Raw genomic sequence first — 22,748 nt, 5'->3', positions numbered from 1 at the left:
CACTTGCGCTTTCGATCTCTCGTCAGCGGGAGGCGAATTCTACAGCGTTACACGCTGCTGTCAACACCTCTTTTTCTGCGCTTTCGACCGAGAAGATCGAATCGTTAATAGTGTCAAACAACACGACTCTACCAACTTCTTCTGGGCTTCGATGAACTGAAGCAATCCGCTGCCTTATTCTGCATAACTCATTGTTTACCAAGGAGTTTTACGTTTCGACTGCGCCGGAAGTGGGGCGAATTATAGACAGATACAATTCGCCGTCAACACTTAATTTCAGGTTTATTCGGATTTGAGCGTAATACGCGCAAATGCCTTCTTCCCCGCCTGACAAACGTGGGTAGCACCCAGTTCGTATATAAAGGTGCGATCCACCACCTCACCATCTATACGCACACCGCCAGACCCCAGAAGGTCACGCGCGACCGCCGAGTTCTTCACCAGACCAGCCTTATTAAGGACTGCCGCAATCGGCATGGCCTCAGTAGCCGTCAATTCAATCTCAGGTAGATCATCCGGCAGCTCGCCGTCTCTCATGCGGTTACCCGCCGCACGGTGAGCACTGGCCGCAGCCTCTTCACCATGGAAACGCGCGACGATCTCTTCCGCCAGCTTGATCTTCACGTCACGCGGATTGGCACCCGCCTCTACATCCGCACGCAGCGCATCGATCTCATCCATCGAGCGGAAGCTCAACAGTTCGAAGTAGCGCCACATCAAGGCATCCGGGATAGAGACCAGCTTGCCGTACATCACACCCGGAGCTTCCTGGATGCCGACATAGTTGCCCAGGGACTTGGACATTTTCTTGACGCCATCCAATCCTTCCAACAACGGCATGGTCAGGATGCACTGAGCTTCCTGACCATAAGCACGCTGCAACTCACGCCCCATCAGCAGGTTGAATTTCTGATCGGTACCACCCAACTCAACATCCGCGCGCAGCGCTACCGAGTCATAACCCTGAACCAGCGGATACAGGAACTCATGAATCGCGATCGGCTGATTGGTTGAATAGCGCTTATCGAAGTCATCACGCTCAAGCATGCGCGCCACGGTGTATTGGGAAGTAAGGCGAATGAAGTCCGCCGGCCCCATCTGATCCATCCAGGTAGAGTTAAACGCCACCTCGGTCTTGGCCGGATCAAGAATCTTGAATACCTGGGTCTTATAGGTCTCGGCATTATCGAGAACCTGCTCACGGGTCAGCGGCGGGCGCGTCGCACTTTTACCGCTCGGATCGCCGATCATCCCGGTGAAATCACCTATAAGGAAGATCACCTGATGCCCCAACTCCTGGAACTGACGCAGCTTATTAATAAGCACGGTATGACCCAGGTGCAGGTCCGGCGCCGTCGGATCGAAACCAGCCTTAATACGCAGGGGTTGGCCACGCTTGAGCTTTTCGATCAACTCGGCCTCGACCAACAGTTCTTCCGCACCACGTTTTATCAGCGCTAGCTGTTCTTCAACCGACTTCATAACAGACCCGCAAGGCTCAGATTCAAAAGGGAACCAACCATACAAGATCAGGGACTAATTACAAGTTTTGCCCTGCGCACGGACACCGTTCAGCAAGCCCAGCGTTCGCGAGCTTGCGCCACAGATGATTTGGTTATATTTTATACAGTTATTTCATCTTCATCATGTCATTCATCTTTTCCATTTCATCTTCAAAGTCAAATTACCTATGACCACTGAACCGTCTAAAGCGCCGCCGCTTTACCCGAAGACCCACCTGCTCGCAGCAAGTGGTATCGCCGCCCTTCTCAGCCTGGCACTCCTGGTATTCCCTTCCAGTGACGTAGAAGCCAAACGAACATCTCTGAGCCTTGACTTGGAGAGTCCAGTTGAACAACTGACACAAGATCAAGACGCTTCCGACGCCCAACAAGCCACAAATGCTCCCACTGAATCGCCGTTTGCCCAGATCGAAAACACGCCGGAAGATACCCAGCAAGCCGTTCAAGAACAGAAAAAACCGGTAGTAGACGCTGCCAAGAACCCTCAACACCGCGAAGTGATCGTGGCGAAAGGCGATACGCTTTCGACCCTGTTCGAGAAGGTAGGCCTTCCCGCAGCCACCGTTAACGATGTACTGGCCAGCGATAAACAAGCCAAGCAATTCACCCAGCTCAAACACGGCCAGAAACTGGAGTTCGAACTGACACCAGACGGTCAGCTGAACAACCTGCACACCAGCGTCAGTGACCTCGAGAGCATCTCCCTGACCAAGGGCGCCAAAGGCTTTGCCTTCAACCGTATTACCGCCAAGCCAGTCATGCGCTCTGCCTACGTTCACGGCGTGATCAACAGCTCACTGTCGCAATCTGCCGCGCGCGCCGGCTTGTCCCATAGCATGACCATGGACATGGCCAGCGTGTTTGGCTACGACATCGACTTCGCCCAGGACATCCGCCAGGGTGATGAATTCGACGTGATCTACGAGCAGAAAGTCGCCAATGGCAAAGTGGTCGGCACCGGCAACATTCTCTCCGCACGCTTCACCAACCGTGGCAAGACCTACACCGCAGTGCGTTACACCAACAAGCAAGGCAACAGCAGCTACTACACCGCCGACGGCAACAGCATGCGCAAGGCCTTTATCCGCACCCCGGTGGATTTCGCTCGTATTAGCTCGCGTTTCTCCATGGGTCGCAAGCATCCAATTCTGAACAAAATCCGCGCCCACAAAGGCGTCGACTATGCCGCACCACGCGGTACGCCTATCAAGGCGGCCGGCGATGGCAAAGTTCTGCTCGCAGGGCGCCGCGGTGGCTACGGCAACACGGTGATCATCCAGCACGGCAACACCTACCGCACCCTGTATGGCCATATGCAAGGTTTCGCCAAGGGTGTGAAAACCGGCGGCAACGTGAAGCAAGGCCAAGTCATCGGTTACATCGGCACCACTGGCCTGTCCACCGGCCCGCACTTGCACTATGAGTTCCAGGTCAATGGTGTGCACGTTGACCCATTGGGCCAGAAACTGCCGATGGCCGACCCGATCGCCAAGGCCGAGCGCGCACGCTTTATGCAACAAAGCCAGCCGTTGATGGCGCGCATGGACCAGGAGCGCTCCACCCTGCTTGCTTCGGCGAAGCGTTAAGGTATGCCGTTCTATATAGGTGTAATGTCCGGGACCAGCCTCGATGGCCTGGACATCGCTCTGATCGAACAAGATTCGGCGGTCAATCTGATCGCCACCCACTACACACCGATGCCGGACACCCTGCGCGCAGAACTGTTAAGCCTGTGCGCCAGCGGCCCGGATGAGATTGCCCGCTCAGCGATAGCCCAGCAGCACTGGGTCACACTCGCCGCCCACGGCATTCACACATTGCTCGACCAGCACAACCTCAAGCCTCAAGACGTACGTGCGATCGGCAGCCATGGCCAGACCATCCGCCATGAACCCGCCCGAGGCTTTACCGTGCAGATCGGCAACCCGGCTTTGCTTGCGGAGCTGACGGGCATCAGCGTAGTCAGCGACTTCCGTAGCCGCGATGTTGCCGCTGGCGGCCAGGGCGCGCCTCTGGTGCCCGCCTTTCATGAGGCGTTGTTTGGCGAAAGCACCGGCAACCGTGCAGTGTTGAATATTGGGGGCTTCAGCAATCTCAGCCTGATCGAAACCGGCAAGCCCGTAGCCGGCTTCGACTGCGGCCCAGGCAATGTGCTGCTGGACGCCTGGATTCAACAGCAGCGCGGCGAACACTTTGACCGTGATGGGCAGTGGGCGGGTAGTGGCAAGGTCGAGCCTCAACTACTCACGGCCCTACTCAGCGATCCATTCTTCCTGACCAAAGGCCCGAAAAGCACCGGCCGTGAAGTGTTCAACCTCGAGTGGCTGCACCAGCATCTTGGCCGCCTGCCCGCCTTTGAACCCCAGGACGTACAGGCCAGCCTGCTGGAACTGACCGTCCTGACCATCGTCGAGGCCCTGCAAACCGCGCAGCCCGAGACAGAAACGTTACTCGTCTGTGGCGGCGGCGCCCATAACACCACAATGATGAATCGTCTGGCCGCGTTGTTGCCATCCACTCAAGTCAGCAGCACCGCCACCCACGGCGTAGACCCGGACTGGGTCGAAGCCATGGCCTTCGCCTGGCTGGCTCACTGCTGCCTGGAAGGCATTGCCGCCAACCGGCCCAGTGTCACCGGCGCACGCGGGCTAAGGGTACTTGGCGCGATCTACCCCGCCTGACGAACACCTCGCCAGAATCGCAGACAGCAAAACGCCGCTTGGCCGATCAAAGCCAAGCGGCGTTTTTATTCGTTGTAGATCAGGCTGTCGATCAGATCGAGAACGAAGAGCCGCAACCACAGGTGGTGGTCGCGTTAGGGTTCTTGATCACGAAACGCGAACCCTCCAGACCCTCCTGGTAATCCACCTCGGCGCCTGCCAAGTATTGGAAGCTCATCGGGTCCACGACCAGGCTAACGCCTTCGCGCTCAACGATGGTGTCATCGTCAGCCACATCTTCATCGAAGGTGAAACCGTACTGAAACCCTGAACAACCGCCGCCCGTAACGAATACGCGCAGCTTCAAGCGATCATTACCCTCTTCATCGACCAGGCTCTTCACCTTGTGCGCAGCACCGTGGGTAAATTGCAAAGCCGTGGGGGTGAAGGATTCAACGCTCATGCTGATAATCTCCCGGCGTAGCGCCGCCATATGCGTAATGGCGGGCATTATCCGCTTCTCCTAGAAAAGCGGTCAACTATTGTTACGGTATATCAATCTGCATCGCCGCCATTAGAAACACAAAAGGCCCGATCAACGGGCCTTTTGCACACTCTGCCAATGGTCTTAAGGCAGCATGCCGGCGTGGGACAGACCCAGCTTTTCATCCAGGCCAAACAGGATGTTCATGTTCTGCACCGCCTGGCCCGACGCGCCCTTGACGAGGTTATCGATCACCGACAACACCACCACCAGGTCACCATCCTGCGGACGATGCACTGCAATCCGGCACACGTTGGCGCCTCGCACGCTGCGGGTTTCCGGATGGCTGCCAGCAGGCATTACATCGACGAACGGCTCGTTGGCATAACGCTTTTCAAACAACGCCTGCAGGTCTACCGAACGATCGACCACGGTGGCGTACAACGTGGAATGAATGCCACGAATCATCGGCGTCAGGTGTGGCACGAAGGTCAGGCCTACGTCTTGGCCGGCAGCGCGCCGCAGCCCCTGACGAATCTCGGGCAGATGGCGATGCCCTTTTACTGCGTAAGCCTTCATGCTTTCCGACGTCTCGGAGTACAGGGAACCTACCGCTGCTCCACGACCGGCGCCGCTGACACCCGACTTACAGTCTGCGATAAGGCGCGAAGCATCCGCCAGCCCGGCCTCGAGCAACGGCAGGAAGCCCAGTTGCGTCGCCGTCGGATAGCAACCCGGCACGGCGATCAGGCGCGCCTGCTTGATCTGCTCACGATTAACTTCCGGCAGGCCGTACACCGCCTCTTCCAACAGTTCCGGTGCACCGTGAGGCTGGCCGTACCACTTGGCCCATTCGTCGGCGTCTTGCAGGCGGAAGTCCGCCGACAGGTCGATGACCTTGGTGCCAGCGGCCAGCAGTTCGCCAGCCAACGCATGGGCAACGCCATGGGGAGTGGCAAAGAACACCACATCGCAGGCGCCAAGGGTGTTGATGTCCGGAACGCTGAACGCCAGGCCGTCGTAGTGGCCTCGCAGGTTCGGGTACATATCGGCCACGGCCAGACCGGCCTCGGATCGAGAGGTAATGACCACCACCTCAGCTTGCGGATGCTGAGCCAACAGACGCAGCAATTCGACACCGGTGTAACCCGTGCCGCCGACGATACCGACCTTGACCATAAACCTGCCCTCAACGAACCCACTGGAAAGCCGTCGATAATAGGGGCCGTATCGTCCTGCGACAACCGTCAACGTGACGTATGGGCGCATGAGCCACTACTATCTGCGCTACCGTGAACCTGGGAATAACTAAAAATGCTTTATCTATGGGTCAAAGCCTTCCATATCGTCAGCATCGTCTGCTGGTTTGCCGGGCTGTTCTACCTGCCGCGGCTGTTCGTCTACCACGCTCAAAGCGAGGACACTGTCAGCAAGGAACGCTTCAGCGTCATGGAGCGCAAGCTGTACCGCGGCATCATGGGCCCGGCGATGCTGGCCAGCCTGGTGTTCGGTATCTGGCTGATAGCCCTTAACCCCGGCATCTTTCAATCGGGCGCCTGGATCCACGCCAAGTTGACCCTGGTAGTGTTCCTGATTGGCTACCACCATATGTGCGGCGCGCAGGTAAAACGTTTCGCCCGTGGCGAAAACACCCGCAGCCATGTCTTTTATCGCTGGTTCAATGAAGTCCCGGTTCTGATATTGCTGGCTATCGTAATTTTGGTCGTGGTCAAACCGTTCTAACGTCATTACTCGGGGTACCTCCAATGTCGCTGCCCGCTCTGCTTGAACAACGTCTGCACCTGCCCGTGGTGGTGGCGCCAATGTTCCTGATTTCCAACCCGCAATTGGTGCTGGCCTGCTGCCGCAACGGCGTGGTCGGCAGCTTCCCGGCGCTCAACCAACGCGAGAGCAGTGGCTTCAAAGCCTGGCTGGAGGAAATCGAAGCGGGCCTGGCGCAGTTGGACAATCCTGCGCCCTACGCCGTCAACCTGATCGTGCACAACAGCAACCCTCGCCTTGAGGCTGACCTGGCGATCTGCGTCGAGCACAAGGTGCCGATCGTGATCACCAGCCTGGGCGCAGTGAAAGAAGTGGTAGATGCGGTGCACAGCTATGGCGGCCTGGTGTTTCACGATGTCACTACCCGTCGCCATGCCGAAAAAGCCGCTGAAGCCGGTGTCGACGGCCTGATCGCCGTGGCCGCAGGCGCCGGTGGCCATGCCGGTACCTGGAGCCCGTTTTCGCTGATCGCAGAGATTCGCCAATTCTTCGACAAAACCCTGCTGCTGGCCGGCTGCCTTAACCACGGGCATGAGATACTCGCCGCCCAGTTGCTGGGGGCAGACCTGGCGTATTTCGGCACACGGTTTATCGGTACCACCGAAAGCCACGCCCCGGATGCGTATAAAGAGATGCTGCTCACATCGCACGCCGCCGACATCGTGCACACTCCTGCAGTCTCCGGCGTGCCCGCAAGCTTTATGCGCCAGAGCCTGGAAAATGCCGGTTTCGACCTCCCCGCCCTGCAGGGCAAAGGCGAAGTAAACTTCGGCTCCAAGCTCAAGCCGCTGAGCGACGAAGCCAAGGCCTGGAAGACCGTATGGTCCGCCGGCCAAGGTGTCGGTGAGATTAATGATTTACCCAGCGTCGATGAACTCGTTGCCCGCCTGGATGCCGAATACCGCAAGGCGTGCGAGCAGGCGACACAGTTGCGCTGGCCACGCTGACCCAACCGCAAGGCCTGCCGATCGAGCAGGCCTGCACTACTCCACTGATTCAGTGACAAGGATGCCCGCATGAGCGACAACCGTTTCAAGATTGTGTTTGATGGGGCCCTGCTCCCGGGTGTCGAAAGCACCACAGCCAAGCTGAACCTGGCTGAACTGTTCAAGAGCACGGTCGAGGACATCGAGAAACTCTTCACCGGCCGCGTCGTTGCCCTGAAACGCGACCTGTCCCGCCCCGACGCCGAAACCTACCTCACCGCGCTGAAAAACGCCGGGGTGGACGCGCGTATCGAGGCCGAACAGCCCGTAGCCTTCAGCCTTGCCGAAACCCACGAAACAGATTCCAGCGCTGCGGACTTCTCCCGTCCTGCGGCTTCGCCGTACGCACCACCGCGTGCCGCCGTAGGTGAAAGCCTGCCGGAATACGCCACCCTCAAGGTCTTCACCATCAACGGCCGTATTGGTCGTCTGCGGTACCTGGCATGGACGCTGGTACTGACCGTCGCCATGCTCGTCGCAGCCGGCATCCTCAGTACTGTGGGCTTTGCCATCGCAACCGCGTCGCCGACGATAGCCATTATCCTCGGCTCACTGCTGGGCTTCGCGCTGTTCGTCGCGGTTGTGGTCGTGAGCGTGCAGATCGGCGTGCAGCGCCTGCACGACCTGGGCTGGTCCGGCTGGTTGTATTTGCTGAACCTGGTACCGCTGGTGAACAGTATTTTCCCGCTGCTGCTGTTGGTCATGCCAGGTAACACCGGCGCCAACCAATACGGCGCACCACCACCGCGCAACTCCACCGCGGTGAAGGTCCTGGCCTCACTGTGGCTGGCATTCATCCCGCTGATGCTCATCATCGTGGTGTCGCTGGGCATGAACGGCTACCTGGATCAACTCGAAAGCAACGTGGACAGCAGCTACGAAAGCAGCTCCATCACTTCCGATGAAGACGCCGATCAAAGCGTAATCGTCGATGAAGAAGATGCGCAAAGTGCTGACGACGCGGCCGAACCTGTAGACTCTCCAGAACAGTAAAGAAACGCGCCGCGCCTGGGATGCCTCCATCCCAGGTGCGGCGCGTTGCGATGGAGAAAGGCATGACCCGTTACGCTCTGATCACCGGTGCCTCCAGCGGCATCGGCCTGGCTTTGGCCGAAGCCCTGGCCCGTCGCGGCCGCAGCTTGATTCTGGTGGCCCGCCAGCGTGATCAGTTGGAAAGCATTGCAATCGAATTGACCCAACGCTTCGGCGTCGAGGTGCTGTTTCGGGCATGCGACCTGGGCGAGCCATTGCGCTTGTCCGGGTTCCTGCTGGAGCTGGAAGAAGGCGAGCGGCAGATCGATTTGCTGGTGAACTGCGCCGGCATTGGCACCAGCGGGCCATTCCTGGCCCAGGACTGGATGACCGAACAAGACCTCATCGAAGTTAACATCCTCGCCCTTACCCGCATGTGTCACGCCCTGGGCAATACCATGGCGCTGCACGGTGGCGGGCAGATTCTCAACGTCGCCTCGGTCGCCGCGTTCCAACCCGGCCCGTGGATGAGCAGCTACTACGCCAGCAAGGCCTATGTGCTGCATTTCTCCGAAGGCTTGCGCGAAGAACTGAAGACCTGTGGCATCAAGGTCTCGGTGCTTTGCCCCGGTCCTACGCGCACCGCCTTCTTCGGTACGGCGCAGATGGACACCGCCAGACTCGAGCGCAGCGAGCAATTGATGAGCCCGGAAGAAGTGGCGCTCTATACCGTGCGCGCACTGGAAAAGAACAAAGCCATCATCATTCCTGGACGACGTAATCGCTGGCTGGCCTTCAGCCCGCGTTTCAGCCCGCGCTGGCTGACTCGCAAGATCGCCGGGGCGATCAACAAGGCCTATTGCCCGCGCTGATCGCCTGGGTACACTCACCTTGCACTTTCATAATGGAGAAACAGCTGTGGATACTCTGTTCACCAAAATCATCAACCGGGAAATACCTGCGGATATCATCTATGAAGATGATCAAGTCCTGGCCTTCAAGGACATCCACCCGGCAGCGCCCGTGCATTTCCTGGTCATTCCTAAAAAACACATCCCCACCCTCAATGACCTGACCGAGGAAGACAAAGCCCTGGCCGGCCATATTCTGTTCACGGCCCAGCGCCTGGCGGTGGAACAAGGCTGTGAAGAAGGCTTCCGGGTGGTGATGAACTGCAACCCGAAAGGCGGGCAGACCGTTTACCACATCCATATGCATGTGCTGGGCCAGCGCCAGATGAACTGGCCGCCGGGCTGAAATAGCCCGCTACAAGGGCCGCGGCCCAAGGCTGCGACCCATGCCCTTGACTCAGGGCAAACGCGTTCCTCTCTCTTGCGGTAAACTGGCCGCCGAGATTCTTCCCGGAGGTCAGCATGACTACCCAACGTCACTACTCGCCGATTGACCGTCTGTTGCTGCAAGCCGACATGGCCATGCGCACACTGCTGCCCTTCAGCGGCCAACCGTACCGCCCGTCGCCCGCCATCGTGCAGCCTGACGCGCAGATGAGCGAGACCGAGACCCGCCATGTCGCAGGCCTGATGCGTATCAACCATACCGGTGAGGTCTGTGCCCAGGCGCTGTACCAGGGCCAGGCCCTGACCGCCAAGCTGCCGCAGGTGCGTGCGGCCATGGAGCATGCGGCCGAGGAAGAAATCGATCACCTGGCCTGGTGCGAACAACGTATTCGCCAGTTGGGAAGCCATCCCAGCGTGCTCAACCCGCTGTTCTACGGCTTGTCATTCGGCATCGGCGCGGCTGCGGGCCTGATCAGCGACAAGGTCAGCCTCGGCTTTGTCGCCGCGACGGAACATCAAGTATGCAAGCACCTGGATGAACATCTGGAGCAACTGCCGGCCGATGACGAAAAGTCCCGGGCGATTCTTGAGCAGATGCGTATCGATGAAGAACACCACGCTGAAAGTGCACTGGATGCCGGCGGCTTCCGCTTCCCGGCGCCAGTGCGATTCGGCATGAGCCTGCTGGCCAAGGTCATGACCAAAAGCACCTACCGCATCTGACTAAACCTGCGGCTGCAAAAAAGGGCGCTATCGAAGCGCCCTTTTCTTTTGCCGATTGGCGGTCAACCCAACTCGATGATCTCGTAGTCATGGGTGATGGCCACACCGGCCGCGCCGAGCATGATCGACGCCGAGCAATACTTTTCCGCCGACAGCTCGATGGCGCGCTTGACCTGGGCTTCTTTCAACGCCCGGCCCTTCACCACGAAATGCATGTGGATCTTGGTAAACACCTTGGGATCTTCAGTGGCACGCTCGGCTTCCAGGAAGGCTTCACAGCTTTCCACGGCCTGGCGGGATTTTTTCAGGATGCTGACCACGTCGAAATTGCTGCAACCGCCCACACCAAGCAGGAGCATTTCCATCGGGCGTACGCCCAGGTTACGGCCACCGGCTTCGGGCGGGCCATCCATGACCACAACATGGCCACTGCCCGACTCACCGAGGAACATGGCTTCGCCCGCCCATTGGATGCGTGCCTTCATCGCCCAGACTCCACTGCTAAAAAAGGGTCGCCAGCTTAGCACAGGGCCCGGGCGCAACCGCGCTTCCCATCAAAGCGATCAATAACGGAGCTGACTCGGAAAATTCGCTAATCGAGTCAGAATGTGTCTGTTAAGCTGGCGCCAAAGGAGTGGCGTATTGCCACCCTTATACAACGTGTATCAATGCCGATACCGCTGAGTACAACAACTCCAACCACCTCGCGCTGCCTTTCGGGATACAACCATGGTTGCTCTTACGCCCATACCCAAGATCAAGAATCTCGACAAGTTGCTGATGCACTGCCAGCGCCGGCGCCACCCCGCCAAGCACAACATCATCTGCGCCGGTGAGCGCTCCGAAACACTGTTTTTCATTATCAAGGGCTCAGTCACCATCCTGATCGAGGATGAAGACGGCCGCGAAATGATCATCGCCTACCTGAACACCGGGGATTTTTTCGGCGAGCTGGGGCTGTTTGAACAAGCAGGCAAGGAGCAGGAGCGCAGCGCCTGGGTGCGGACCAAGGTCGAGTGCGAAGTGGCAGAGATCAGTTACACAAAGTTTCGCGAACTCGCCCAGCAGGACCCCGATATTCTCTACGCCCTCAGCGGTCAGATCGCCCAGCGCCTGCGAGACACTACGCGCAAGGTTGGTGACCTGGCGTTCTTCGACGTCACCGGTCGCGTGGCCCGTTGCTTGCTGGAGCTGTGCAAGCAGCCCGATGCTATGACTCACCCCGACGGCATGCAGATCAAGATCACCCGTCAGGAAATCGGGCGCATTGTCGGTTGTTCACGGGAGATGGTCGGCCGCGTGCTCAAGGATCTGGAAGAGCGCAACCTGGTGCACGTCAAAGGCAAGACGATGGTGGTGTTCGGTACCCGTTAAGCCGGCAGGAAGCTGGCCAGCATTTGACGGTACAAGGTGTCCAGCCGGCTGATTGCGTCCGGCGCGGGGAAGGCTTCGTGCAGGGCAATATGGCTGTCGGCGCGAACCCGTTGCTCCAGGCCGCAGGCTTGGTTGAAGCGGTTGACCGCCGCGATCAGTTCTTCACGATCGTTATCCAGCAACAACGCACCGTGCACCAACCCCACCGGGCGGCCCCCGCTTTGCCGCCAGCGCTGGGCAGTGCCGACCATTTTGCGCCCGTTGAGGTTGACGTTGTAACGACCGTCGCAGAATGCACCGTCGATTTCCCCAACGGAGGCATCGCCGCCCAACTCGATAAGGAAATCGCAGATCGGCTGGCATAGACGCTGGTAGCCGGTTTCGATGCGACCTTGATCACCCTCACTGCGCGGCGGAGCGTAGACCAAGGCGATATTGACCGTGGCGCTGGACTGCGGCACCGGTTCGCCGCCGGTTTCGCGCAAGAGCACCGGCCAACCGGCATCCGCAGACACGCGGCTGGCGCCATCGAAAGCAGGCAATCGACTCAAGCGGCGTGGCATCACCAGTGCCTGATCGCTGGGCTGCCAGAACAACAACCCAAATGCCTGCTCACCCGCGCAAACGGCGGCCAACAAGGCTTGCTCGGCGGCAAGGCCTGCTTCAACACGCATCGACACTGGCTGGATCAATGGGCACCTACCTATCTGAATAAACACAAATCCAAATGTGGGAGGGGGCTTGCCCCCGATAGCGGTGTGTCAGTCAAGGATGCTCCAACTGAATCGCCGCCATCGGGGGCAAGCCCCCTCTCACACGTTGATCGCATTTCAAATCAATCGAGAGTGGAACCACTGACCGCCACGCCGCGCTCCGGGAAGAACAGACGCTGCAGTTCCGCCCCCGGGTTCTCGGCACGCATGAAGGTCTCACCCACCAGGAACGAATAAACGTCACTGATTTCCATCAGCTCCACATCGGCACGGTTGACGATGCCACTTTCGGTAATCACCAAGCGATCGCGCGGAATACGCGGCAGCAGGTCGAGGGTGTTTTCCAGGCTGACTTCAAAAGTGTGCAGGTTACGGTTGTTGACCCCCACCAGCGGTGTGTCGAGGGTTTTCAGCGCGCGCTCCAGCTCATCGCCGTCGTGCACCTCCACCAGCACATCCAGACCGACGCTTTTGGCCACGGCCGCCAGCTCGGCCATCTTCACGTCATCCAATGCGGAGACGATCAACAACACACAGTCGGCGCCCAAGGCACGGGCTTCGACGATCTGGTACGGATCGACCATGAAATCCTTGCGGATCACCGGCAACTTGCACGCGGCGCGGGCCTGCTGCAGGAACAGGTCGGAGCCCTGGAAAAAATCGATGTCAGTGAGTACCGACAGGCAAGTCGCCCCACCCTTCTCGTAGCTGACCGCGATTTCCGCCGGTACAAAGTTTTCGCGAATCACGCCTTTGCTCGGCGATGCTTTCTTGATCTCGGCGATCACGGCCGGCTGCTTGAGCTTGGCCTGGGCAATCAGTGCCTTGGCAAATCCACGCGGTGCGTCCGCGGCTTTCGCTTGGGCTTCCAACTCGGCCAGGCTCACACGGGCACGGCGTTCGGCGACTTCTTCAGCCTTGCGGGCCAGGATTTTTTCCAGAACGGTCGGCACACTCATCCTTCATTCTCCATCTTGAATACAGCGGTGAATGCTCCCAGCTCTTCGAGCTTTTCACGAGCCAGACCGGTGTGCAGCGCATCGTGGGCCAATTCGACACCTTCCTTAAGACTATAGGCATGATCGGCTGCGTAAAGTGCCGCGCCAGCATTCAGAACAATCATTTCCGCAGCTTTTTGACCGTTCTCGGTCTTACGACGCCCCAGGGCATCGCGAATCAGCTCCAGGGACGCCGCCGGGCTTTCCACCGCCAGGCCGTGCAGGCTCTGGCTCTTCATGCCCAAGTCTTCCGGTTCGACCCAGTATTCGGTGATCTGGTCATTCTTCAGCTCCGCCACAAACGTTGGCGCGGCCAGGCTGAACTCGTCCAGGCCGTCTTTGGAATGCACCACCAGCACATGCTTGCTGCCCATGCGTTGGAGTACTTCAGCCAATGGCCGGCACAGTGCCTGGCTGAACACGCCCACCACCTGGTGCTTCACACCGGCCGGATTCGTAAGCGGGCCAAGCATGTTGAACAGGGTACGCAGGCCCAGGTCCTTGCGCGGACCGGCGGCGTGTTTCATCGCACCATGATGGGACTGGGCAAACATAAAGCCGATGCCGACGTTGTCGATGCAGCGCGCCACTTGTACCGGCGTGAGGTTCAGGTAGATCCCGGCCGCTTCCAGCAGGTCGGCACTGCCGCTCTTGCCGGACACCGCGCGGTTACCGTGCTTGGCCACGGTGCAGCCCGCCGCCGCCACCACAAAGGAAGAGGCCGTCGACACGTTGAAGATGTTCGCACCGTCACCGCCGGTGCCGACCACGTCGACCACGCCGTCGAGGGTATTGAGCTCGACCTTGTCCGCCAGCTCACGCATCACCGATACGGCGCCGACGATCTCGTCGATGCTTTCGCTCTTCATGCGCATCGCCATCATGAAGGCGCCGATCTGCGCGTCGGTGCATTGACCGGTCATGATTTCGCGCATCACATCGCTCATTTCAGCGGTGCTCAGGTCCAGATGGCCGACGATACGGCTCAGGGCAGTCTTGATATCCATGGAAAGTCCTTAGCGCGTGCCGCCGCTCTGCTTGAGAAAATTGGCGAACAGCTCGTAGCCCTGCTCGGTCAGGATCGACTCAGGGTGAAACTGCACCCCTTCGATATTCAGTGTCTTGTGACGCAGGCCCATGATCTCGTCGACGGAGCCGTCTTCCAGCTGGGTCCAGGCCGTCAGCTCCAGGCATTCCGGCAGGGTTTCGCGCTTGACCACCAGCGAATGGTAGCGAGTCACGGTCACCGGGTTGTTGAGTGCCTGGAATACGCCCAGGTCTTTGTGGAACACCGGGCTGGTCTTGCCGTGCATCACCTGGCGCGCACGCACCACATCACCGCCAAAGGCCTGGCCGATGGATTGATGGCCCAGGCAGACGCCCAGGATCGGCAGCTTGCCGGCGAAGTACTTGATGGCCTCGAGGGAGATACCCGCCTCGGTCGGCGTGCACGGGCCCGGCGAAACCACGATGCGTTCCGGGTTCAGGGCAGCGATTTCGGCCACGGTCAGTTCGTCGTTGCGAACCACCTTGACCTCGGCGCCCAGCTCCCCCAGGTACTGCACAACGTTGTAGGTAAAGGAGTCGTAGTTATCAATCATCAGCAACATGGGAAACCTCAAGAATTAGGGGTCTGTTCAGCCAGCGCTACGGCGCGAAACATCGCGCGGCGCTTGTTCAGGGTTTCTTCCCATTCGAGGGCCGGCACCGAGTCGGCGACAATCCCGCCACCGGCCTGCACGTGCAGCTCCCCGTCCTTGATCACCGCCGTGCGAATCGCAATGGCGGTGTCCATGTTGCCGTTCCAGGCGAAATACCCCACGGCGCCGCCATAGACACCGCGCTTGACCGGTTCCAGTTCGTCGATGATTTCCATCGCGCGGATCTTCGGCGCCCCCGACAAGGTGCCCGCCGGCAGAATCGCCCGCAACGCGTCCATCGCAGTCAGCCCGGCTTTTAACTCGCCGGTGACGTTGGACACGATGTGCATCACGTTGGAATAACGCTCAATGACCATCTTCTCGGTCAACTTCACCGAGCCGATTTCCGAGACACGCCCGGTGTCATTGCGGCCCAGGTCGATCAGCATCAGGTGTTCGGCGATTTCCTTGTCGTCGCTGAGCAGGTCCTCTTCGAGCGCCAGATCCGCTTCTTCGGTCGCGCCACGCGGGCGTGTGCCGGCAATCGGGCGCACGGTGATCAGGTTGTCCTCGACACGCACCAGCACTTCCGGCGAGCTGCCCACTACGTGGAAGTCGCCAAAGTTGAAGAAGTACATGTACGGCGTCGGGTTGAAGCAGCGCAGCGCCCGGTACAGGTCAATGGGCGCAGCCTTGAAATCGATGGACATGCGTTGCGACGGCACCACCTGCATGCAGTCACCGGCGAGGATGTATTCCTTGATGGTATCGACCGCGCGCTCGTAGTCATCCTGGGTAAAGCTGGAGCGGAACACCGGATCAGCCGCCGGCGGACGGCTGAGGTCCAGGCCGCGACGAGGGGTGATCGGCTGGCGCAGCTTTTCCAGCAGCGCTTCGAGGCTGGCCAGGCCCTGCTCGAAGGCGTCGGCCTGGGACGGGTCGGCGAGCACGATCGCATGCATCTTGCCGGCGAGGTTGTCGAACACCACTACCGCGTCGGAGACCATCAGCAGAATGTCCGGCACGCCCAGGGGGTCCGGGTTCGGGCATTTGCCCAGGCGTTTTTCCACATAGCGCACGCAGTCATAGCCGAAGTACCCCACCAGGCCGCCGTTGAAGCGCGGCAGGCCAGGGATGGTCGGCACGTTGTAGCGCGCCTTGAAGGCTTCGACGAAGGCCAGCGGGTCTTCGACGTCATGACTTTCGATCTCGACGCCATCATGGGTGATGCTCACATGATGGTCGTGCACCCGCAGCACAGTGCGGCATGGCAGGCCGATGATCGAGTAACGGCCCCATTTCTCGCCGCCCTGTACCGACTCCAGCAGGTAGGAGTTGGGCTGGTCGGCCAGTTTCAGGTAGATCGACAACGGCGTGTCGAAGTCGGCCAGGGTTTCGCAGGCCAGGGGGATACGGTTATAGCCGGCAGCGGCCAAACGCAGGAATTCTTCGCGGATCATGAGGTGCCTCGTGGCGTGAGGGTCTAACAGTCAGGTATGCAAACGTGCCGCAGGGCGCGGCCAGGATCAGTCAGGCGCGCCAACGCCAGCGGGCCAGGGCCTTGATGACTTTCATCCAGAGTTTGCGAGTGACCACCACGATGGAATTTCCAGAAGGGGACGGATCGATGTCGGGCAACGTTATCTCAGCGCCAGCTCCCAGGCAACCGGGGATTAGCAGTCGCAGGTCATCAATCACCAGCGACGGTGACTCTTCGGCGATCGGACGACCATGGTTGTAGCCGTAACTCAGGGCCACGCACTGCACGCCGGCCGCTTTCGCCGCCAGCACGTCACTGCGCGAATCGCCGACAAACAGGGACTGGGACGCCGGGATATTGGCCATTTTCATCACGAAAAACAGCGCCGCCGGGTCGGGTTTCTTCTGCGGCAAGGTATCGCCACCAATGATCCAGCGGAAATAACGGCCAATTTTCATCTGGTCCAACAGCGGCGCGACAAAGCGCTCCGGCTTGTTGGTGATCAGGGCCATTTCCACGCCCTGCTTGCTCAGCCATTTGAGGGTGTCGCGTACGCCGGGGTAGACCACGGTCAGTTCGTGGCTGCGCTCATAGGCTGCGTTGAACAGTTCCAGGGCGTGCTCAGCCTCAACCTCATCGACACCGTCGGCATCAATGTGATTGGCCAGGGCCCGGCGCACCAGCATCGGCGCGCCATTGCCGACCCATTCGCGTACCGACGCAAGCCCCGCCGGCTTGCGTCCCAGCTTGAGCAGCATCTCGTCCACCGCCGCCGCCAGGTCTGGCACCGAGTCGATCAAGGTACCGTCCAGATCGAACATCACCAGCCGTGGCAGTTTGCCGGGGAACAGCTGCTCAAAGCCGCTCATGGACGCGCCAGCGCCAATTCGGCGCGCATCTTGGCGATGACTTCCTGATAGTCCGGGGCGTTGAAGATCGCCGAGCCGGCCACGAAGGTGTCGGCGCCGGCAGCCGCGATTTCACGGATATTGTTGACGTTGACCCCACCGTCGATTTCCAGGCGGATGTCGCGGCCCGACGCATCGATCAGCGCACGGGCTTCACGCAGCTTGTCGAGGGTACCGGGGATGAACTTCTGCCCGCCGAAGCCTGGGTTGACGCTCATCAGCAGCACCATGTCGACCTTGTCCATCACGTACTTGAGCACGTCCAGCGGGGTGGCCGGGTTGAACACCAGGCCGGCCTTGCAGCCGCCCTCGCGGATCAGTTGCAAGGTGCGGTCGACGTGCAGCGAGGCTTCCGGGTGGAAGGTGATATAGGTCGCGCCGGCGTCAACGAAGTCACCGATGATGCGATCCACCGGGCTGACCATCAGGTGCGCATCGATCGGCGCGGTGATGCCGTACTTGCGCAGCGCCGCGCAGACCATCGGACCGATGGTCAGGTTGGGCACGTAGTGGTTGTCCATGACATCGAAGTGCACGAAGTCGGCACCGGCGGCCAACACCTTGTCCACTTCTTCACCCAGGCGGGCGAAATCGGCGGAGAGAATCGATGGAGCAATGACGAAGGGCTGCATGACGCACCTTTTTTGAGCTAAATCACGATGGCGCGCATTGTATACCTCATGCTTTGCCCTGCGCACCGTGACCTAACTCAACGGCTAGTACGCCGCCCGATAGATTTTCTCGATATCGGCCGCGCTGAGCTTGCGCGGGTTGTTACGCATCAGGCGCTCGATACCCGCCGCCTCCATGGCCATGGCCGGGATGGCGTCCTCGGGAACCCCGAAACTGCGCAGGCCGGAAGGAATCTCCACGGCGGCACACAATCGCGTCATCGCCTCGACGGCCTGGTCGGCGGCATCGTTGACACTCAGGCCGCTGACATTCACGCCCATGGCCTGGGCAATGTCCTGCATGCGCTCGACACAGGCCAGTTTGTTCCAGTGCATCACATAGGGCAGCAACAGCGCATTGCTGACGCCATGGGCGATATTGAACCGCCCGCCCAGCGGGTAGGCCAACGCATGCACGGCGCCCACCCCGGCATTGCCGAAGGCCATGCCGGCCATCAGGCTGGCGGTGGCCATATCGTCGCGGGCCTGCAGGTTGGCCGGGTTGGCGTAGGCCTTGGGCAGCGCCTTGGCGATCAGCTTGATCGCACCGATGGCCAGGGCATCCGTGATCGGCGAGGCATTCAGGGAAAGGTAGGACTCAATGGCATGCACCAGCGCATCCACGCCACTGGCGGCGGTGACACTGCGCGGGCAGGTCAGGGTCATTTGCGGGCTGATCAGCGCGACGTCCGGCAGCAGGTAGTCACTGACGATGCCTTTCTTCAACTGCGCGACCTTGTCGGAAAGAATAGCCACATTGGTCACTTCCGAGCCGGTGCCGGCCGTGGTCGGGATGGCGATCAGCGGCGGGCCCTTGCGCGGCACCTGGTCGACGCCAAATAAGTCCGCCAGGGCGCCGTGGTAACCGGCATAGGCGGCAACGCTTTTGGCAATATCGATGGCACTGCCGCCGCCCAGGCCGATCAGGCCGTCGTGGCCACCGTCGCGGTACGCCTGCATGCAGTCTTCGACGATGGAGATTTCCGGGTCGGGGAGCACGCGATCAAAGATCTCATAAGAGCGCTCGCCCAGATGCTCAAGTGCCAGCGCCACCGTGCCGGACTTGACCAGCGCCGCATCGGTGACAATCAACGGGTTATCCACATCCAGGCGCGTCAGCTCGGCGGCAAGTTGCTCAATGGCGCCAGCGCCGGTCAGCAGTTTGTGGGCGATCTTGAATGAGGAAGTACTCATGTGCGCGGCCTCTTATCGGTGATGGGCTGGCACAAGAGTAGCTGACTGGATCGGGTTGTCTTCCATTCAGGCGCTGAATGGTCACAGCCCCCCCTGTGGGAGGGGCTGTGCCGGGCTTTAGACCTGGGCCGTGCGCAGCTTCTCGCTACGCCCACGCAGCCACTCCAGGGTCAGCAACAGCAACACCGAGAAGGCAATCAGCAAGGTCGCCGCCGCCGCAATCGTCGGACTGAGGTTTTCGCGGATGCCGCTGAACATCTGGCGCGGCAGGGTCGCTTGCTCGGGGCCGGCGAGAAACAGGGTCACCACCACCTCATCGAACGACGTCGCGAAGGCAAACAGCGCGCCGGAGATCACCCCCGGTGCAATCAACGGCAAGGTTACCCGGCGAAACGCCGTCAAGGGCGAGGCACCCAGGCTGGCCGCGGCCCGTACCAGGTTATGGTTGAAACCCTGCAAGGTCGCCGACACGGTGATGATCACAAACGGCACCCCAAGCACCGCATGCACCACGATCAGCGAGAAGAAACTGTTGCCCAGGCCCAGTGGCGCAAAAAACAGGTAGCTGGCCACACCGATAATCACCACCGGCACCACCATCGGCGAAATCACCAAGGCCATCACCAACGCCTTGCCGGGGAAATTCCCACGGGTCAGGCCGATCGCCGCCAGGGTGCCGAACACCATGGCCAATACCGTGGCGGCCGGGGCGACGATGATGCTGTTCTTCAACGCGCGCATCCATTCCGCCGAGGCGAAGAAATCCTGGTACCAGTGCAGCGAGAAGCCTTGCAACGGGTACACCAGGAAACTGCCGCTGTTGAACGACAGCGGGATGATCACCAGCACAGGCAAGATCAGGAACAACAGGATCAAGCCGCAGAGGATCCGCAAGCTGTAGAACCACACCCGTTCCACCGGTGACATATAAGGGCTCAGCATCGCAAGGTCTCCTCAGCTCAGGCGCAGGCGGCTGGCGCCCACCAGCCGGTTGTAGATCAGGTACAGCACCACGGTGGCCAGCAGCAGCAAGCCGCCCAACGCCGTCGCCATGCCCCAGTTGATGCTGGTGTTGGTGTAGAAGGCCACGAAGTAGCTGACCATCTGGTCGTTCGGGCTGCCCAGCAGTGCCGGGGTGATGTAGTAACCAATCGCCAGGATGAACACCAGCAGGCAGCCGGCGCCGACACCGGCGTACGTCTGTGGGAAGTACACGCGCCAGAAGCTGGCGAACGGGTGACAGCCCAGGGAGATCGCCGCACGCATGTAGGTGGGCGAAATGCCTTTCATCACGCTGTAGATCGGCAAAATCATGAACGGCAGCAGGATATGCACCATGGAGATGTAGACGCCGGTGCGGTTGAACACCAGCTCCAGGGGTTTGTCGATCAGGCCCATGCCCATCAGCGCACTGTTGATCAGCCCGCCGGATTGCAGCAGCACGATCCACGCAGCCACCCGCACCAGGATCGAGGTCCAGAACGGCAGCAACACCAGAATCATCAGCAGGTTGCTCTTGCGCGCCGGCAGGTTGGCCAGCAAATACGCCAGCGGATAAGCCAGCAGCAGGCAGATGGCGGTGATCACCAGGCCCATCCAGAAGGTGCGGGCGAAGATGTCCAGGTAAATCGCCTGGTCCGGGGTGGCCGGGGCCACTTCGCCGAGGTCGTCGATGCGGTGATCGACGGCCGCCAGCAGGTAGAACGGTGTCAGGCTGCTGGTATTGCGCCGGATCGCCTGCCAGTACGCCGGGTCGCCCCAGCGTTCGTCGAGGTTTTCCAGCGCTTCTTTATAAGAGCCGGGCGCTTCGGTAAACGGCAGCGCCCGCGCGGTTTTGGTCAGCAGGCTGCGATAGCCGGCCAGTTCCATGTTCAAGCGTTTGGACAGATCACCCAGGGTCTGGTTTTTGCGCGCCTCGCCCAGGTCTTCACTGAGGGCCTGGTACACCGGCTCACCCGGCAGACCACGACCGTCCCAGGCCGTCACCGCCACCACGGTACGCGGCAAACCGCCCACCACTTCCGGGTTGCCGACGCTTTTAAACAGCAGCGCAACAATCGGCACCAGGAACACCAGCAGCAAAAACAGCACCAGCGGCGCGATCAAGGCCTGGGCCTTCCAGCGATTGAGCCGCTCGGCACGCGCCAGGCGCTGCTTGAGGGTGGGGCTGTTGACCTCGTTCGAGGGAACGGCGATGGCCATGGCTGACTCCGAATCTTGAAAATGAATGCAATCTTTCACACACAAGAAATCCCTTGTGGGAGGGGCAAGCCCCCTCCCACAGGGTTATGCAGTGTTACTTGGCAGCCCAGGAGTTGAAGCGCTGCTCGAGCTGTTCACCGTTATCCGCCCAGAAGCTCACGTCGATCTGCACCTGGTTGGCGATGTTTTCCGGCGTAGTCGGCATATCCTTGAGGATGTCCTTGGCCAGCAACGGTACCGCCTGGGTGTTGGCCGGGCCGTAGGCGATGTTTTCCGAGTAGGTCTTCTGCTGCTGCGGCTGCACCGAGAAGGCGATGAATTTCTTCGCCGCTTCGGCACGCTCCTTGGACAGGCCTTTAGGGACGGCCCACGCGTCGAAGTCGTAGATGCCGCCGTTCCACACCACTTTCAGGTTGCTTTCTTTTTGTACCGCGGCGATGCGGCCGTTGTAGGCCGAGCTCATCACTACGTCACCCGAGGCAAGGTATTGCGGCGGTTGTGCGCCGGCTTCCCACCATTGGATCGAGGGCTTGAGTTCGTCGAGTTTCTTGAACGCACGGTCCTGGCCATCTTTGCCGGCCAGCACTTTGTACACGTCCTTCGGTGCAACACCGTCGGCCATCAAGGCGAATTCCAGGGTGTACTTGGCGCCCTTGCGCAGGCCGCGCTTGCCCGGGAATTTCTTGGTGTCCCAGAAATCCGCCCAACTGGTTGGCGCAGAAGCCAGTTTGTCCGCGTTGTAGGCCAGAACGGTCGACCATACGAAGAAGCCCACGCCGCACGGCTGGATCGCGCCCTTCACGTAGTCGGCGGTGTTGCCAAACAGTTTCGGGTCCAGCGGCTCGAACATGTCTTCATCACAGCCACGGGACAGTTCCGGCGACTCCACTTCCACCAGGTCCCAGGACACGCTCTTGGTGTCGACCATGGCTTTGACCTTGGCCATCTCACCGTTGTACTCGCCGGCGACGATCTTGCCGTTGCCCGCGCTTTCCCAAGGTGCATAGAAAGCCTTGACCTGTGCAGCCTTGTTCGCACCGCCAAAGGACACGACGGTCAGGTCCGGGCCAGCCATGGCCTGTGTCGCGCCCATCAAGCTCAGGGCCAGGACGGAATACTTCAGGGATCTCAACATTGTTG

General features: G+C 60.1%; 24 protein-coding genes. 9 read left to right on the top strand and 15 right to left on the bottom strand.

Going from position 1 to position 22,748, the window contains the following annotated elements; genetic code table 11:
• Positions 1 to 282: 282 nt before the first annotated feature.
• A complete protein-coding gene (tyrS, locus tag AC07OT_RS17745) occupies positions 283 to 1,482 on the bottom strand; it encodes a tyrosine--tRNA ligase (RefSeq protein WP_027605883.1) in 1,200 nt (399 codons plus the stop codon).
• 208 nt (positions 1,483 to 1,690) lie between these two features.
• Between tyrS and AC07OT_RS17740 the strand changes: the two genes are divergently transcribed.
• Both AC07OT_RS17740 and AC07OT_RS17735 read left to right on the top strand, forming a co-directional pair.
• A complete protein-coding gene (locus tag AC07OT_RS17740; protein WP_495108628.1) occupies positions 1,691 to 3,109 on the top strand; it encodes a peptidoglycan DD-metalloendopeptidase family protein in 1,419 nt (472 codons plus the stop codon).
• 3 nt (positions 3,110 to 3,112) lie between these two features.
• Positions 3,113 to 4,204: an anhydro-N-acetylmuramic acid kinase gene (locus AC07OT_RS17735; protein WP_141156132.1), complete on the top strand. Its 1,092-nt coding sequence runs from the start codon at positions 3,113 to 3,115 to the stop codon at positions 4,202 to 4,204.
• Between the two features lie 91 nt (positions 4,205 to 4,295).
• Here the strand turns inward: AC07OT_RS17735 and erpA are convergent, their stop codons facing one another.
• Positions 4,296 to 4,646 carry an iron-sulfur cluster insertion protein ErpA gene (gene erpA, locus AC07OT_RS17730; RefSeq protein WP_003176443.1) on the bottom strand — a complete coding sequence of 117 codons (351 nt, stop codon included), beginning with the start codon at positions 4,644 to 4,646 and terminating at the stop codon, positions 4,296 to 4,298.
• Positions 4,647 to 4,811: 165 nt separating this feature from the next.
• Positions 4,812 to 5,846 carry an N-acetyl-gamma-glutamyl-phosphate reductase gene (gene argC, locus AC07OT_RS17725; RefSeq protein ID WP_065938249.1) on the bottom strand — a complete coding sequence of 345 codons (1,035 nt, stop codon included), beginning with the start codon at positions 5,844 to 5,846 and terminating at the stop codon, positions 4,812 to 4,814.
• A 135-nt stretch (positions 5,847 to 5,981) separates the two neighbouring features.
• Between argC and hemJ the strand changes: the two genes are divergently transcribed.
• The 6 genes from hemJ to coq7 all read left to right on the top strand — a co-directional run bounded on the left by hemJ (position 5,982) and on the right by coq7 (position 10,428).
• Positions 5,982 to 6,410 carry a protoporphyrinogen oxidase HemJ gene (gene hemJ / locus AC07OT_RS17720; protein WP_027605887.1) on the top strand — a complete coding sequence of 143 codons (429 nt, stop codon included), beginning with the start codon at positions 5,982 to 5,984 and terminating at the stop codon, positions 6,408 to 6,410.
• Between the two features lie 23 nt (positions 6,411 to 6,433).
• Positions 6,434 to 7,396 carry an NAD(P)H-dependent flavin oxidoreductase gene (locus tag AC07OT_RS17715; protein ID WP_495108627.1) on the top strand — a complete coding sequence of 321 codons (963 nt, stop codon included), beginning with the start codon at positions 6,434 to 6,436 and terminating at the stop codon, positions 7,394 to 7,396.
• Positions 7,397 to 7,465: 69 nt separating this feature from the next.
• A complete protein-coding gene (locus AC07OT_RS17710) occupies positions 7,466 to 8,428 on the top strand; it encodes a DUF805 domain-containing protein (RefSeq protein WP_495108626.1) in 963 nt (320 codons plus the stop codon).
• Between the two features lie 62 nt (positions 8,429 to 8,490).
• The gene (locus tag AC07OT_RS17705; RefSeq protein ID WP_065938247.1) at positions 8,491 to 9,279 is read left to right on the top strand and encodes an SDR family NAD(P)-dependent oxidoreductase; all 789 of its coding nucleotides are present in this window, start codon (positions 8,491 to 8,493) and stop codon (positions 9,277 to 9,279) included.
• Between the two features lie 46 nt (positions 9,280 to 9,325).
• A complete protein-coding gene (locus AC07OT_RS17700; RefSeq protein ID WP_010206940.1) occupies positions 9,326 to 9,664 on the top strand; it encodes a histidine triad nucleotide-binding protein in 339 nt (112 codons plus the stop codon).
• 116 nt (positions 9,665 to 9,780) lie between these two features.
• Positions 9,781 to 10,428: a 2-polyprenyl-3-methyl-6-methoxy-1,4-benzoquinone monooxygenase gene (gene coq7 / locus AC07OT_RS17695; RefSeq protein ID WP_027605891.1), complete on the top strand. Its 648-nt coding sequence runs from the start codon at positions 9,781 to 9,783 to the stop codon at positions 10,426 to 10,428.
• Between the two features lie 62 nt (positions 10,429 to 10,490).
• Here the strand turns inward: coq7 and AC07OT_RS17690 are convergent, their stop codons facing one another.
• Positions 10,491 to 10,913 carry an OsmC family protein gene (locus AC07OT_RS17690; RefSeq protein ID WP_005792019.1) on the bottom strand — a complete coding sequence of 141 codons (423 nt, stop codon included), beginning with the start codon at positions 10,911 to 10,913 and terminating at the stop codon, positions 10,491 to 10,493.
• A 244-nt stretch (positions 10,914 to 11,157) separates the two neighbouring features.
• Between AC07OT_RS17690 and crp the strand changes: the two genes are divergently transcribed.
• The gene (gene crp, locus AC07OT_RS17685; protein WP_065925372.1) at positions 11,158 to 11,802 is read left to right on the top strand and encodes a cAMP-activated global transcriptional regulator CRP; all 645 of its coding nucleotides are present in this window, start codon (positions 11,158 to 11,160) and stop codon (positions 11,800 to 11,802) included.
• On the opposite strand, the gene AC07OT_RS17680 is transcribed toward crp, so the two are convergent.
• From AC07OT_RS17680 to AC07OT_RS17630, 11 genes are all read right to left on the bottom strand, one after another.
• On the bottom strand, positions 11,799 to 12,494 hold the full coding sequence (locus tag AC07OT_RS17680) for a lipoate--protein ligase family protein (protein ID WP_495108625.1): 696 nt from the start codon (positions 12,492 to 12,494) through the stop codon (positions 11,799 to 11,801). The genes crp and AC07OT_RS17680 overlap by 4 nt on opposite strands.
• Positions 12,495 to 12,637: 143 nt before the next feature.
• Positions 12,638 to 13,474 carry an indole-3-glycerol phosphate synthase TrpC gene (gene trpC / locus AC07OT_RS17675; protein ID WP_131699139.1) on the bottom strand — a complete coding sequence of 279 codons (837 nt, stop codon included), beginning with the start codon at positions 13,472 to 13,474 and terminating at the stop codon, positions 12,638 to 12,640.
• A complete protein-coding gene (trpD, locus tag AC07OT_RS17670) occupies positions 13,471 to 14,520 on the bottom strand; it encodes an anthranilate phosphoribosyltransferase (RefSeq protein WP_495108624.1) in 1,050 nt (349 codons plus the stop codon). The genes trpC and trpD overlap by 4 nt, the downstream gene beginning before the upstream one ends.
• A gap of 9 nt (positions 14,521 to 14,529) precedes the next feature.
• Positions 14,530 to 15,123 carry an aminodeoxychorismate/anthranilate synthase component II gene (locus AC07OT_RS17665; RefSeq protein ID WP_024077700.1) on the bottom strand — a complete coding sequence of 198 codons (594 nt, stop codon included), beginning with the start codon at positions 15,121 to 15,123 and terminating at the stop codon, positions 14,530 to 14,532.
• Positions 15,124 to 15,131: 8 nt separating this feature from the next.
• Positions 15,132 to 16,613, bottom strand: a complete 1,482-nt coding sequence (gene trpE, locus AC07OT_RS17660) for an anthranilate synthase component I (protein ID WP_065938242.1) — start codon at positions 16,611 to 16,613, stop codon at positions 15,132 to 15,134.
• A gap of 70 nt (positions 16,614 to 16,683) precedes the next feature.
• Complete coding sequence (locus tag AC07OT_RS17655) at positions 16,684 to 17,502, bottom strand: phosphoglycolate phosphatase (RefSeq protein ID WP_141607441.1); 819 nt, start codon at positions 17,500 to 17,502, stop codon at positions 16,684 to 16,686.
• Complete coding sequence (gene rpe / locus AC07OT_RS17650) at positions 17,499 to 18,173, bottom strand: ribulose-phosphate 3-epimerase (RefSeq protein ID WP_024077703.1); 675 nt, start codon at positions 18,171 to 18,173, stop codon at positions 17,499 to 17,501. Before rpe ends, AC07OT_RS17655 begins: the two co-directional genes overlap by 4 nt.
• Before the next feature lie 84 nt (positions 18,174 to 18,257).
• Positions 18,258 to 19,406, bottom strand: coding sequence for an iron-containing alcohol dehydrogenase (locus tag AC07OT_RS17645; RefSeq protein WP_495108623.1), 1,149 nt, complete (start codon positions 19,404 to 19,406; stop codon positions 18,258 to 18,260).
• Between the two features lie 117 nt (positions 19,407 to 19,523).
• Positions 19,524 to 20,348 (bottom strand): ABC transporter permease, encoded by an 825-nt coding sequence (locus tag AC07OT_RS17640; RefSeq protein ID WP_017739612.1) that lies wholly within the window; start codon positions 20,346 to 20,348, stop codon positions 19,524 to 19,526.
• 12 nt (positions 20,349 to 20,360) lie between these two features.
• Positions 20,361 to 21,608 carry an ABC transporter permease gene (locus tag AC07OT_RS17635; RefSeq protein ID WP_027605900.1) on the bottom strand — a complete coding sequence of 416 codons (1,248 nt, stop codon included), beginning with the start codon at positions 21,606 to 21,608 and terminating at the stop codon, positions 20,361 to 20,363.
• A 94-nt stretch (positions 21,609 to 21,702) separates the two neighbouring features.
• On the bottom strand, positions 21,703 to 22,743 hold the full coding sequence (locus AC07OT_RS17630) for an ABC transporter substrate-binding protein (RefSeq protein ID WP_495108622.1): 1,041 nt from the start codon (positions 22,741 to 22,743) through the stop codon (positions 21,703 to 21,705).
• Positions 22,744 to 22,748 lie beyond the last annotated feature (5 nt).

The organism is Pseudomonas sp. GW821-FHT09C10, from assembly GCF_059418085.1.
The sequence above is the reverse complement of the archived record's forward strand: the minus strand, read 5'-3'. Positions and strand labels throughout refer to the sequence as shown.

Coding starts and splice junctions, on each gene's coding strand:
- tyrS (WP_027605883.1), bottom strand. CDS start 1,482: ATGAAGTCGGTTGAAGAACAGCTAGCGCTGATAAAACGTGGTGCGGAA.
- AC07OT_RS17740 (WP_495108628.1), top strand. CDS start 1,691: ATGACCACTGAACCGTCTAAAGCGCCGCCGCTTTACCCGAAGACCCAC.
- AC07OT_RS17735 (WP_141156132.1), top strand. CDS start 3,113: ATGCCGTTCTATATAGGTGTAATGTCCGGGACCAGCCTCGATGGCCTG.
- erpA (WP_003176443.1), bottom strand. CDS start 4,646: ATGAGCGTTGAATCCTTCACCCCCACGGCTTTGCAATTTACCCACGGT.
- argC (WP_065938249.1), bottom strand. CDS start 5,846: ATGGTCAAGGTCGGTATCGTCGGCGGCACGGGTTACACCGGTGTCGAA.
- hemJ (WP_027605887.1), top strand. CDS start 5,982: ATGCTTTATCTATGGGTCAAAGCCTTCCATATCGTCAGCATCGTCTGC.
- AC07OT_RS17715 (WP_495108627.1), top strand. CDS start 6,434: ATGTCGCTGCCCGCTCTGCTTGAACAACGTCTGCACCTGCCCGTGGTG.
- AC07OT_RS17710 (WP_495108626.1), top strand. CDS start 7,466: ATGAGCGACAACCGTTTCAAGATTGTGTTTGATGGGGCCCTGCTCCCG.
- AC07OT_RS17705 (WP_065938247.1), top strand. CDS start 8,491: ATGACCCGTTACGCTCTGATCACCGGTGCCTCCAGCGGCATCGGCCTG.
- coq7 (WP_027605891.1), top strand. CDS start 9,781: ATGACTACCCAACGTCACTACTCGCCGATTGACCGTCTGTTGCTGCAA.
- AC07OT_RS17690 (WP_005792019.1), bottom strand. CDS start 10,913: ATGAAGGCACGCATCCAATGGGCGGGCGAAGCCATGTTCCTCGGTGAG.
- crp (WP_065925372.1), top strand. CDS start 11,158: ATGGTTGCTCTTACGCCCATACCCAAGATCAAGAATCTCGACAAGTTG.
- trpC (WP_131699139.1), bottom strand. CDS start 13,474: ATGAGTGTGCCGACCGTTCTGGAAAAAATCCTGGCCCGCAAGGCTGAA.
- trpD (WP_495108624.1), bottom strand. CDS start 14,520: ATGGATATCAAGACTGCCCTGAGCCGTATCGTCGGCCATCTGGACCTG.
- AC07OT_RS17665 (WP_024077700.1), bottom strand. CDS start 15,123: ATGTTGCTGATGATTGATAACTACGACTCCTTTACCTACAACGTTGTG.
- trpE (WP_065938242.1), bottom strand. CDS start 16,613: ATGATCCGCGAAGAATTCCTGCGTTTGGCCGCTGCCGGCTATAACCGT.
- AC07OT_RS17655 (WP_141607441.1), bottom strand. CDS start 17,502: ATGAGCGGCTTTGAGCAGCTGTTCCCCGGCAAACTGCCACGGCTGGTG.
- rpe (WP_024077703.1), bottom strand. CDS start 18,173: ATGCAGCCCTTCGTCATTGCTCCATCGATTCTCTCCGCCGATTTCGCC.
- AC07OT_RS17645 (WP_495108623.1), bottom strand. CDS start 19,406: ATGAGTACTTCCTCATTCAAGATCGCCCACAAACTGCTGACCGGCGCT.
- AC07OT_RS17640 (WP_017739612.1), bottom strand. CDS start 20,348: ATGCTGAGCCCTTATATGTCACCGGTGGAACGGGTGTGGTTCTACAGC.
- AC07OT_RS17635 (WP_027605900.1), bottom strand. CDS start 21,608: ATGGCCATCGCCGTTCCCTCGAACGAGGTCAACAGCCCCACCCTCAAG.
- AC07OT_RS17630 (WP_495108622.1), bottom strand. CDS start 22,743: ATGTTGAGATCCCTGAAGTATTCCGTCCTGGCCCTGAGCTTGATGGGC.